Genomic DNA, 12,500 nt, shown 5'->3' with positions numbered 1-12,500 from the left:
CACGGATAGGATGCAGGAAAGGAAAGCCAAGAAAAAACAACAAAAAATACTTGTGAAAGCACAACCTCATAGACCCGAGTTTTGCAGGATGCAGAACTCGGGTTTGCTTAATTTAAAATACATGATTTTGCTTTTCTTTTGATCGATTTATGAATACAGTGACCACAATAAATAACAAGATCAAACTCAAAAAAATGATGTAACAAGGGGGATATATGTTGTCTGAATGGCACCAGCAGTTACAGAGAATCACACATTTATCAAGCGATGCTTTAGCAATCTATTTTGGATTGATCATTTTCTTTGTTGTGGCATTTTGTCATCAGCGACAATTGAAGTCGAATTATGCGATTTGGGCCGTCATTCTTTTGGCTGTTGGTGTTGAGCTATTCAATGCACGGTATGATATTTTAGATAAAGGTTATTGGCGGATTGGGCAAAGTCTGCAACATATAATCAATGTGCTGTTGTTGCCACTGACGCTGTGGTTCATGGCACGATATCGTGTATGGAAGGGGTGATAGTGCTTGATAAAAAAAAGACATCTTAAATATCAGAAAATAATAGATGTCTTATTTCAAATTAAAGCTCAGGATGAACGCTATAAGATTATTGATTCACTTGCTCATATAAAGCCAGCGTCTGATCACACATATCTTTTAAGCTAAACATTGTGATTGGTTCCACTTGTTGAGGTAGGTCTAAATGTAACTTTAGAGCTTCGAGCAAAGCGGTTTCATCATCAACCGGCACTAAACCTTGCGGATAAACATTCGATAATATTTCAGCGACACCACCTCGGTTCCAGCCAATGACTGGTGTTCCCACAGATAGTGCTTCAAGCGCAGTTCGACCGAAAGTTTCAGCTTGACTAGACAATGACAATACTAAATCACTGAAAGCTAACCATTCACGGATATCCGAACGATGTCCCACAAACGTAATGCGCTCACTCAATCCTTTTGATTGGATGGTTGAATGCATCTCTTTCAAATAAGCTTCTTTTTTAGGATCTGCACCACCGACCACAATGGCATGAAGGTTTGGATATTGTGTTTGTAACTTTTCGATCAAATCAATTAAGGTTTCATGACCTTTTAAACGTGTAATACGGCCTGGCAAGCAAATCAGTTGCTTATTTTCTAGTTCCGGAAAGTCTTTAAGCGTTTGGTTGAACCATTGTGCTGACGGTTGATAGCCATGTGGAAAGGCAGCAGGGTCAATTCCCCGATAAATTCGAACAATATCTTCAGGCGGGCAGTTTTTATAATGATCCGTAATATATTGAACCACGCTATCCGATACAGCGATGACTTTTTCAGCTTGGGTCATAATTTGGCTGTAGCGATTAATCGAATAAAAACCATGTACTGTAGAAATAAGATGTGGACGTTTATCTTTTGCAATTCCTTTTAGGGCAAAATGAGTAAGCCATGCAGGTACACGAGACCGTACGTGAACAATATCTGGCTGATGTTGCAAGATCAGTTTTCGTAGCGGGTGAATTTGCCATAAACTCGATAATGCTTTTTTATGCACGGCTAAGGTTAAGTGTGTAGAACCTTCTGCTTCAAGCTGCGAAACCATACGCCCACCATTGGATACGACCAATGATTCATGTCCTGCAGCTACAAGGGCACGAGCGATTTCTAGAGTCCCACGTTCAACACCACCGCTATTGAGTTCAGGTAAGAGTTGCATCACTTTCATAGTCTTTCTCTTTTAATTATTTGGTGAGTTGAACTCAGTAAATTTTATCGAAGCCCTGTGGGCGAGTTTTAAAACGGCGGTGGAACCACATATATTGAGTCGGAGCAATACGGAGTTGGCTTTCAATAATTTGATTGACCCGAGTCGCATCGGCAACTTCATCTTCACTTGGGAAATGCTCTAAAGCAGGTGAGATCAGGACACGATAGCGTGGATTTGAAATATCACCTTCACGGTAAAAATACAGTGGAATTGCAGCGGCTTTCGAGATTTTCATGAGACGGCGATGTGCCGTCACTGTAGCAGCAGGCGTACCAAAAAAAGGAGCCATAACACCTTGTTTTAAACCAAAATCTTGGTCTGGACTATACCAAATGGCATGTCCATTTTTAAGATTTCGAATTAGACCACGCATATCATCATGGTCAATTTGGTTGGCATAGATCGTTGCTCGGCAGCGTACAATCAACATATCCAAAAGTGGATTATTCTGCGGGCGATACACCACGTCTGGGTCGAAGTACTGCGCACATAAATACCCCCCTGCATCAAGCAAAGTTGAATGCGTACCGAGTAGCAAGACACCTTTGCCCTCAGCTTGCGCATTTTGGAGATGCTCTAGACCTTCAATTTGGACACGGCCTTTAAACCACTGTGGGCTATACCATGCATTTAAGGTTTCAAAGATTCCGATCATTTGGTCAATGAACACTTGGCGAGCATTGGTTTGGAGTTGTTCGGGCGTCCATTCAGGAAAGCAGACTTCCAAATTGCGGATGGTGGTTTTACGGCGTGATTTCAAATTGTTAAAAGCAACAGAACCTAAAAAATGCCCAAGATGATGTTGAATTGCCCAAGGGAGTATTGCCAAAATCATCAGGAAGACAATGCCAATCCAAATTCCCCAATACTGTGGGAGTAAGAATGACCATTGAAACTGACCAGGTTGATATTCAGGCTTTTGACTCATAGGGCAAAATGAAAATGCTAAAAAATAGGAATCAGTTTAACATGAAGCTGAATTGAAAGAGAAAGTTCAGCTTCATGGCATTTACATTTTTAACCTTTAACTAAACCACCATCGACAATGAGGTTTTGTCCTGTCACTGCTCGTGAATAAGGTGATAAAAATATCATAATCGCTGCAGCAAACTCGTCTGGTGTCGTGACTGTTCGTAGTGGTGTTGAAGCTGCAATCAAATCAAATACAGCATCAGGCGTAGCTTTACTGGCATCCGTACTTTGTAACAGACCGCCTGACAACATATTGACATTAATGCCATACTCACCAAGTTCATGTGCTGCTGTACGTGTGAAAGCCAATAGAGCAGCCTTTGCCGCAGTATAGTCATGGTAAGGTACGACAGGATTTTGCACGAGGTTAGTCCCAATATTCACAATACGTCCAAAGTGGGCATTTTGCATATCCTCTAAGGCTGCTTGAGTCGTATTAAGTGCCGCAACCACAGCACCATTGAATTGTTGTTGTAAGGTTTGTGCTGTTAATTCCGCAATTTTCGGACGGGCATCGCCATTAAATTGAAAATCAATCAGCGCATTATTCACGACTGACGTTATTGACGCACCGAAATGTGCTTTGGCAGCAGTGAATAATTGCTCAACTTGTGCTTTATCAGTGACATCGGCTTGATAAGCAAAAACTTGCTGTGGAAAATCTAGAGCCAATTGCTGAGCTGCGGTTTGACTTGAAAAATAGTTCACTACGACTTGAGCGCCTTCGGCAATTAATGCCTGACTAATGGCTAAGCCGAGTCCACGAGCGCCACCGGTCACTAATACAATCTGCTCTGAAATTTGCATACACAAGTCCTTATTTGATATGAGCAAACCATAGCAAGCTTTGACTCAAAGCCCAAATCGAATTGAAGGTGTAGGGTTAAGAATATTCCAAACGTTTTTGTTTTCAGTTTTTTAAGTCTGAGATTTAAAAAAAGCCGTATCGAAATACAGCTTCTTAAATGCATTAAGAGAATAAGACAGTAACTAAATAATTAACCATTACTCATATTTTCAAGTTCTTCTAAGCGTTCCATTTTTTCAAGCATTTCGTCATCAATAGCCGCAAGACGTTGTGAGGCTTTGGTCGCAGCATCAGCATCGGTCACAAACCATGAACCATCTGCCAACTTATCAGTAAGTTCTGCTTGCTCTTTTTCCAATGCCGCAATTTCGGTTGGTAATTGGTCAAGTGCACGTTGATCTTTATAGCTCAGTTTGACCTTTTTCGGTACAGCCGCAGCAGCTGCCGCTTCAGCTTTGGCTAAGGCTTTTTTCACATCACTTTTTTGATCGACTGCAGTTTGGTCTGGACGTTGTTCTAGATAGTCTTGATAACCACCGATGTATTCATCAATGTTGCCTTTACCATCGAAGACCCAAGTTGAAGTCACGACGTTGTCCATAAAGGCACGGTCATGCGAGATCAATAATAATGTGCCTTTATAACCCCCTAACATTTCCTCAAGTAGTTCCAACGTCACCATATCCAAGTCATTGGTTGGTTCGTCCATCACAATCAGGTTCGATGGTTTGAGCAATAATTTAGCCAGCAAAATACGGTTACGTTCACCACCCGATAATGCTTTTACAGGTGTGCGTGCACGTTCAGGAGAGAATAAGAAATCTTGTAAGTAGCTATAAATATGACGACGGCTACCATTCACATCGACATGGTCTGAACCTTCAGACACGTTATCCTTAACTGATTTTTCTAAATCGAGTGCATTACGTAATTGGTCAAAGTAAGCGACTTCAAGTTGTGTACCTGTTTTAACCAAGCCGTCATGTTCTTGTTCACCTAAAATGGCTTTGATCAGTGTGGTCTTACCAACACCGTTATCGCCGACCAAACCAATTCGGTCACCACGAAGTACCAATGCAGAGAAATCTTTAATGATTGGATCATTGTTGCCAAATTTCACCCGTAGATTTTCAATCTCGAAGACCACTTTGCCTGAACGGTTGGCTTCTTGCGTTGACATGCTCACTTTACCTTGTTGTGAGCGACGTGCACGAGATTCTTCGCGTAGGGCTTTTAATGCACGGACACGGCCTTCATTACGGGTACGGCGAGCTTTAATCCCTTGGCGAATCCAAACTTCTTCTTCTGCTAACTTTTTATCAAATAAAGCATTTTGCTTTTCTTCAGCTTCCATTTGCTGAGCTTTCAATTCTAGGTAGCGTGAATAGTTGCCTTCATAACTGCGCAATACGCCACGATCGAGTTCCACAATACGAGTTGCAATATTGTCGACAAATGAACGGTCATGCGAAATAAACAATAAGGTTAAATTGTTTTGATCCAGCAAGAATTTTTCTAACCATTCGATACTTTCAACATCCAAATGGTTAGTTGGTTCGTCGAGTAAAAGCACATCAGGTTGAGTCAGTAGTGCACGTGCAAGCAATACACGACGTTTACGACCACCCGATAAATCTGCCAAATCTGCTTCTGGGTCTAAGCCCATTTTGCTCAAAATTGAATTTACTTTAGTTTCAAGTGCCCAACCATCGAGCATATCCATCTTGTGCTGTAGGTTACCCATACGTTCGCATGCTTCCATGTCGCCTAATACGCATGCATCACTTGCTTCATGATACGCACGTAACACGCTTGCAGCTTCACCAGCACCATCGGCAACAATATCAGCAACCTTACCCGAATCCATCGGTACATCTTGGGCCAACATTGAAATGGTAATGCCGTTTTGTAGAGAAACTTCACCACCATCGGGTAATAAACTTCCCTCAATCAGTTTAAGTAAAGTAGACTTACCCTCACCATTACGGCCAATTAAACACACCCGTTCGCCGCGTTCTAAACTAAAATTCGCGCCGTCGAGTAGGGCAGGTCCACCAAACGCAAGTTGGACATCCCTTAAAGTAATATAGGCCATAATATTTCCTGAAAAATCTCAAATGAGGACTTGAAGTGTCTAAACAACAAAATACTGATAATCAAGCGCCATTGTCCGCACCCATTGAAGATTTGCAAGTCCGAATTGCATTTTTAGATGATTTAGTTGAGCAACTAAATGACCAAGTCGCTCGTCAAAGTGCTGAAATTACAGATTTAAAGGCGCAAATGCAGTTGATTTATCAACGTATAGAGTCTGCCGATTTATCTGAAGGCATTGCTGCATTTGATCCAATGACCAATCGTCCGCCACATTATTAAAATGTGGTCGCTACGTGCAACTCCATTCTATCGGCAGATTCAGTCTGTTCTGTCATAAGTTCTGTAAAATTATTTGACCTTTTGCACGCTGACAGGTCTAATGCACCGCATCTGCTGATCAGAACTGATAATTCACTCTCATGACTCAAAAAGTTGTCCTGCTGGATTTGGAAAATAGCCCACCAACGGCAAACCTATTACGCAATATTGTTGAGCATTACAGCACGCTCTATCTATTTAGTTGTAGTGGCAAATTTGAGTATGCCCTTGAAGATTTAACCGAAATTGCAGGCTGGATTGGAAGTGGTCAGGTGGTGATACTTGATATCCCTGAAACGCCAGAAAAAGAATTTGAATATGCGGTGATTGTGGGACAATTGATGGCATTGATTGAGCCTGAAACACATATTGAAGTGATTTCAGGTATGCCAGAAATTGATTTATTAATGCAATTGCTACATGGCTCTGATCTCAGTGCAAGCCTCATTCAAATTCAACCGGTAGAAAATGTCGGCAAAGTTAAATATAAAATTCCAGACATCGAAGCGATTCGTAACAAGCCAGATTTATTGCTGATTAAACAGTACTGCGATGGCCTGGATAAACTGAATGGCAAACCCAACAGTTTGGAAAAATTAAAAAATTCATTAATCAACATTTTGCAGATTTCAGCTGAAAAAGCCCAACATCTATTGGGGATGTTGATCAATTTAAAAATTGTGAAACGCTTTGATGAGCAAATCTCCATTCGTAAAAAAGTACTGAAGCAATGGGTACAACTGGATTTAAGTGCGTCGGTTGAACCGAAGCAAACAGCTCCAGTAGCTAATTTAGAACAATTTTCTGCACAGTTAGAGAGTCACGAACTTTATAACGAAGATACTGCATCAGTTATTCAAGCAGCACAGCAAGGCTTATTTAAAAACTTTAACAAAATCGATCCAGTGCAGATGGAAGTCATTCGTAAATTGCACGAATTAAAATCAGATAAACCAAAAGATATCTACGCATTACGTGATTTATTAGAGCAAATGTTCCCACAATCCGATGTCCGATTATTGCTTAAAGAATTGATCGAAAAGGGATATATCTATTGGAATGGACATGAAGTGCTTTATAGCCACGAGATGTTCCTGAATTAATTTTATCGAGTGAACTTGCGTTTTATATTGTGCTTATGCAACTCTAATAAAGGAATATAAAGGTTGTGCTATGGAAAATACTGGAATCTGGGTTACCGTTTTTATTGTAGTCTTTGTACTTGGGTCAATTTTTGGGCTACGAGTAAATCCAAGAGAAAAAGCTTTAGGCATCATGCGTGAAAAAGCTCGAAAAATGAGTTTACATCCGCGTCTAGTGGCTGCTCCTGATTGGACCAAGATTCCAAAGGCATCGGAAAATCGTGCCAGTATGGTGGCATATTATAGTGTGCTTATTCCAGATGCGCGCTTGCCTTTAATGCGAGCTTTGGTGGTGGATGACAAACTTGAACTTGTCTATGGTGATGATAAGTTTAAAGACTTACCCATTACATTAAAGGGCATTTATGCTATTGATATGCAGGCAAACTGTGTAGGACTCTATTGGAACGAAGAATCTGACTTAAGAGCTACCCAGCTTGATGATATGAAAGCATTTCTACATTCATTGGCTGAACTTTAAATTTTAAAATACCTATTAAACAGGAATGATGGTTAACTATGGCGAACGCTCCTCGGTCTACATCTAAAAGTACCACAGCAAAATCTTCCGATGCTGGGAAAAAGCGTGCGTTAGTGATTGTGGAATCGCCTGCTAAAGCGAAAACAATCAATAAATATTTGGGTTCTGACTACATCGTAAAATCTTCGGTGGGTCATGTCCGTGATTTACCAACTGGTGGCTCTGCAAAAACAGCAGAGAAAAAACCAGCGACGCGTACCAAATTGACTGAAGCTGAAAAAGCAAAAAAAGCACAAAAAGCTTTGGTCAACCGTATGGGCGTCGACCCTGAAAACGACTGGAAAGCTCAATACGAAGTGCTTCCAGGCAAAGAACATGTAGTTGCAGAACTGAAAAAATTGGCATCGCAAGTCGATGAAGTCTATCTCGCAACGGATATGGATAGAGAAGGGGAAGCGATTGCATGGCATTTAAAAGAAGTGATTGGCGGGGATGACTCACGTTATCAACGTGTGGTGTTCAACGAAATCACTAAAAATGCGATCCAAGAAGCCTTTAAACATCCTTCTCGCCTCGATACAGATAAAGTCAATGCACAGCAAGCACGTCGCTTCTTAGACCGTATTGTGGGCTTTATGATCTCACCATTGTTGTGGGAAAAAATTGCCCGTGGTCTTTCAGCTGGTCGTGTACAGTCCGTTGCGGTGAAGCTGGTAGTTGAGCGTGAACGTGAAATTCGTGCTTTCATTCCTGAAGAATTTTGGCAAGTTTTTGCAGATACCAAAGCTAAGAAAGATGATATTCGTCTTGAAGCGGTGAAGCAAAACGGCAAGACTTTAAAATTACACAATAAAGCTGAAACAGATGCGCTTCTAAATCTGATTAAAGATGCTGATTATACGGTAACGACTCGTGAAGATAAGCCAACTAAGGTTAATCCGAGTGCGCCTTACATCACGTCGACTTTACAACAGGCTGCAAGTACCCGTCTTGGTTTTTCTGTGAAGAAAACCATGATGTTGGCACAGCGCTTGTATGAAGCGGGTTTCATTACCTATATGCGTACAGACTCAACTTTCTTGAGTGATGATGCAGTCAATATGGTACGTGGTCATATTGAGTCTGAATTTGGTCAAAAATATCTGCCGGCGAAGCCAAACCGTTATGGCAACAAAGCGGGTGCCCAAGAAGCCCATGAAGCGATTCGTCCGTCAAATGTGGCGCTAAAAGGCGACCAATTGGCAGGTGCTGAACGTGATGCACAGCGCTTGTATGACTTGATTTGGCGTCAGTTTGTGGCATGTCAGATGACACCAGCGGAATATTTATCATCGACCATTTTAGTAGATGCCAATGGTGTAGAACTCAAAGCCAAAGGTCGTACCTTGGTATTCGATGGTTTCACCAAAGTTCGTGGTCAAAATAAATCGGATGATGATGTACTCTTGCCTGCGGTGAAAGTGGGTGAAGTACTGAAACTTGAAAAATTAGATCCATCGCAACATTTCACAAAACCACCTGCACGCTTTACCGAAGCGTCATTGGTTAAAGAACTTGAGAAAAAAGGCATCGGTCGTCCATCGACCTATGCAGCGATTATCTCAACCATTCAAGACCGTGGTTATGTAAAACTTGATAACCGTCGTTTGTTTGCCGAGAAAATGGGTGAAATCGTGACAGACCGTCTCGATGAAAACTTCAATAACTTGATGAACTATGCCTTTACCGCCGATTTAGAAGGTCAGTTGGATAAAGTCGCGGATGGTGATCGTAATTGGAAAGAGCTGCTCAATAGTTTCTATGGGGATTTCAAAACACGCTTGACTACAGCACAAGGTGAAAATGGCATGCGCCGTAATCAGCCTGTAGAAGTAGATGCAGTACACTGTAAAGAATGTGACCGTCCAATGCAGATTCGTACAGGTACAACAGGCGTATTCTTAGGTTGTTCGGGTTATAACTTACCACCTAAAGAGCGTTGTAAGGGCACATTGAACTTAACACCTGTCGAATCTTTAGCAGCACTGTCTGATGATGATGCTGCGGAAACGGCTGACTTGATGTCGAAAAAGCGTTGTCCAATCTGTGAAACAGCCATGGATAGCTATGTGATTGATGGTGGTCGTAAGTTACATGTCTGTGGTAATAACCCAGATTGTGCTGGTTTTGAACTCGAAGAAGGTGAGTTCAAAATTAAAGGTTATGATGGCCCAACTATTCCTTGCGATAAATGTGATGGCGAAATGCAATTGAAGACAGGCCGTTTCGGTCCTTACTTTGCATGTAATAGCTGTGACAATACGCGTAAAGTATTGAAAAGTGGCCAACCAGCGCCTCCACGTGTCGACCCAATCAAAATGGAACATCTACGTTCAACCAAACATGATGACTTCTTTGTACTTCGTGATGGTGCTGCAGGCTTATTCTTAGCGGCAAGTAAGTTCCCGAAAGTACGTGAAACACGTGCGCCGAAAGTGTCGGAACTCCGTAGTGTAGCTGAGCAGCTTGATCCGAAATATCAATTTATTTTACAAGCGCCAGATGTCGACCCTGAAGGCAACCCAACCTTGGTGAAGTTTAGCCGTAAGAATCAAGCGCAATATATTGGTTCTGAAAATGCGGAAGGCAAACAAACCAAATGGTCTTTGGTGTACCAAAATGGTAAGTGGGTTGAGGCTTAAGCTTTAAAATCAATAAAATGCTGACTTCGGTCGGCATTTTTTATGTCAGAATTAATCAAAATTTAAATGATAAAAATGATTGGGGAAATAGTGGAAATTCAAACAAAAAAGTTTGCTGTACTCATAGATGCGGATAACTCTTCAATAAATGCTATTCCTTCCGTATTAGAAGAGGTTGCAAAATATGGAATTGCCAGTGTTAAACGAGTTTATGGGGATTGGAGCAGCGAAACGCTAAAAAATTGGCGTGATGTTTTACTTCCGCATGCGATCACACCCGTACAGCAATTTGCCTATACCAAAGGTAAAGACGCAACCGATATGATTTTGATTATTGATGCGATGGATTTGTTATATGCAGGAGCTTTAGATGGTTTCTGTATTGTATCCAGTGATAGTGATTTTACGCCTTTGGCATCTCGAATTCGTGAGAATGGTTTGAGTGTTTATGGTTTTGGGAAAAAGACAACACCAGAAGCATTTAAAAAAGCCTGTGACAAATTTATCTATGTCGAAAATTTAACAAGTGATATTGATGTAAAAAGCATAGATGAGGATGAATTACTATCTGTTGCAATGAAGAAAGATGTCAACAATATTGAGTCTAAAATATCTGCACAAACTAAAGAAAATACAGTTGCTGATACTATTGATAGAGCGACTTTAAATTTAATTTATAAAGCAGTGAAAGATAATGCAGATGAAAATGGCTGGGCGAATTTGAGCATGGTTGGGCAGTATATTAGTGCAGTAAAACCTGATTTTGATTCACGTAACTATGGACGTGCTAAGCTTTCAGGTTTAATCAAAACGCTTAATTTATTTGAGACAAAAATAGAATTTAGCCAAATGTATTTAAGAAAAATCAAAAAACAAAGTAATTAAATTATGTGGAAAAAAATTCGAGTATTGTGCTTACTCATCATCTTATTGATTGTAGCAGTGAATGCCTATCGTGATAAAAATCAAGATTGGAGCAAACCAGTCTTTGTGCTTTTACATCCGATCAATGCAGATGGATTGGAAAGTACCCAAACCTATATTAGAAATTTAAAAGAAAGCGATCTACTTTCAGCACAACAATTTTTGCAACAAGCTGCACAACAATACCGTGGGAAACCTACCTATTTTTATTTCAAGTTAGGCCGTGAAATTTACTCATTAGCGCCTAAAGTTCCAGATCATGCTGGAATGTTTGATGTCATTTTATGGAGTCTAAAGTTTCGCTATTATGCGTGGAAACAGCATGAAAGTGGCGATGGCGCACCCAGTGTCACATTGTTTTTAAATTATTACGATCCGAAATCAACCAGAGAATTAAAGCACTCAACTGCTTTGGAAAATGGTCGCATCGGCTCGGTGAATTTGTTTGCTTCAGCGAAGCAGTCGGAGCAAAATAAAATTGTATTGGTGCATGAATTACTGCATGCCTTCGGTGCGACGGATAAATATGATTTGGCGACAGGTCAACCAATTTTTCCGCTTGGTTATGCTGCACCCAATCAACAACCCCTATTTCCTCAGGCACAAGCAGAGTTAATGGCAGGGCATATTCCGACATCCAAAATACAAAGTAAGATGCCTGATTCTTTGAAGCAAACCGTTATTAATGAAGCAACGGCGCTCGAGGTGGGATGGCTAAAATAATGTGGATAACGTCGATTTTATCCACAGATGAGGGTGTTTATGTGGATAAGATTTGCACTTTTCTTACATTTCTCTTCATCATTTGTCTGCATAATCAAATGAATAACAATCAACTTGAGAATAAATATGAGAACAGTAGGCAACGATTTAGTTCGCAGTCAGCTCCATGAAAACCGTAAGTGGTATCTCGGTTTAGGAGCTTTGTTGGTGGTTTTCGGTATTGTACTTTTGGCAGCTTTGCCATTTGCGACACTCACCGTGATTTATATTTTCGGTGCATTAATGATGCTTGGTGGGATTATCCATTTCATAGCTGCATTTAAAATATTTGAAGGTGGTTATCGTTGGTTTTGGGCTTTGTTTGGGGTGTTGTACCTCATTGCAGGCTATTATGCTTTTAGTACACCGGTTAAAACAGCGATTGTCCTCACCAATATATTGGCCATTATATTAATCATCGCTGGTGTGATTCGTATTTTGGTGGTGTTTCAAAAAGTATGCTGAAACAAAGCAGGTTGAATTTTGATAAAATAGAGAAATGCGAATAACTCTAGAAATCAAATGTCCAACCTGCCTCAGTGACAGTATAAAGAAAAATGGCA

General features: G+C 40.8%; 11 protein-coding genes and 1 pseudogene. 8 read left to right on the top strand and 4 right to left on the bottom strand.

What is annotated here, in order from left to right:
- Positions 1-215 precede the first annotated feature (215 nt).
- Complete coding sequence (locus FTV09_RS12020; protein WP_180058453.1) at positions 216-521, top strand: hypothetical protein; 306 nt, start codon at positions 216-218, stop codon at positions 519-521.
- Between the two features lie 88 nt (positions 522-609).
- On the opposite strand, the gene FTV09_RS12015 is transcribed toward FTV09_RS12020, so the two are convergent.
- From FTV09_RS12015 to FTV09_RS12000, 4 genes are all read right to left on the bottom strand, one after another.
- Positions 610-1,710, bottom strand: a complete 1,101-nt coding sequence (locus tag FTV09_RS12015) for a glycosyltransferase family 4 protein (protein ID WP_180058452.1) — start codon at positions 1,708-1,710, stop codon at positions 610-612.
- Between the two features lie 34 nt (positions 1,711-1,744).
- The gene (gene lpxL / locus FTV09_RS12010) at positions 1,745-2,680 is read right to left on the bottom strand and encodes an LpxL/LpxP family Kdo(2)-lipid IV(A) lauroyl/palmitoleoyl acyltransferase (protein WP_180058451.1); all 936 of its coding nucleotides are present in this window, start codon (positions 2,678-2,680) and stop codon (positions 1,745-1,747) included.
- Positions 2,681-2,769: 89 nt separating this feature from the next.
- The gene (locus FTV09_RS12005; RefSeq protein WP_180058450.1) at positions 2,770-3,531 is read right to left on the bottom strand and encodes a 3-oxoacyl-ACP reductase; all 762 of its coding nucleotides are present in this window, start codon (positions 3,529-3,531) and stop codon (positions 2,770-2,772) included.
- Between the two features lie 191 nt (positions 3,532-3,722).
- Positions 3,723-5,627 carry an ATP-binding cassette domain-containing protein gene (locus FTV09_RS12000; protein ID WP_067763814.1) on the bottom strand — a complete coding sequence of 635 codons (1,905 nt, stop codon included), beginning with the start codon at positions 5,625-5,627 and terminating at the stop codon, positions 3,723-3,725.
- Positions 5,628-5,662: 35 nt separating this feature from the next.
- Here FTV09_RS12000 and FTV09_RS11995 point away from each other — a divergent pair, with 35 nt between their 5' ends.
- The 7 genes and pseudogenes from FTV09_RS11995 to FTV09_RS11965 form a co-directional block, all read left to right on the top strand.
- Entirely contained in the window at positions 5,663-5,908 is a 246-nt protein-coding gene (locus FTV09_RS11995; protein WP_067763811.1) for a SlyX family protein, read from the top strand.
- Between the two features lie 140 nt (positions 5,909-6,048).
- Positions 6,049-7,050, top strand: a complete 1,002-nt coding sequence (locus tag FTV09_RS11990) for a hypothetical protein (protein ID WP_180058449.1) — start codon at positions 6,049-6,051, stop codon at positions 7,048-7,050.
- 70 nt (positions 7,051-7,120) lie between these two features.
- A complete protein-coding gene (locus FTV09_RS11985; protein ID WP_067763805.1) occupies positions 7,121-7,570 on the top strand; it encodes a hypothetical protein in 450 nt (149 codons plus the stop codon).
- Between the two features lie 38 nt (positions 7,571-7,608).
- A complete protein-coding gene (gene topA, locus FTV09_RS11980; RefSeq protein WP_180058448.1) occupies positions 7,609-10,251 on the top strand; it encodes a type I DNA topoisomerase in 2,643 nt (880 codons plus the stop codon).
- 90 nt (positions 10,252-10,341) lie between these two features.
- A complete protein-coding gene (locus FTV09_RS11975) occupies positions 10,342-11,136 on the top strand; it encodes an NYN domain-containing protein (RefSeq protein ID WP_067763799.1) in 795 nt (264 codons plus the stop codon).
- 3 nt (positions 11,137-11,139) lie between these two features.
- Complete coding sequence (locus FTV09_RS11970) at positions 11,140-11,898, top strand: hypothetical protein (RefSeq protein ID WP_067763796.1); 759 nt, start codon at positions 11,140-11,142, stop codon at positions 11,896-11,898.
- Between the two features lie 126 nt (positions 11,899-12,024).
- Positions 12,025-12,387 (top strand): annotated as a pseudogene (locus FTV09_RS11965) (HdeD family acid-resistance protein); the annotation flags it as partial.
- Between the last annotated feature and the right edge of the window lie 113 nt (positions 12,388-12,500).

It is taken from the genome of Acinetobacter sp. YH12227 (genome assembly GCF_013417785.1).
Classification (GTDB): Bacteria; Pseudomonadota; Gammaproteobacteria; order Pseudomonadales; family Moraxellaceae; genus Acinetobacter; species Acinetobacter gandensis.
This window is presented reverse-complemented; position numbering and strand designations above follow the sequence as displayed.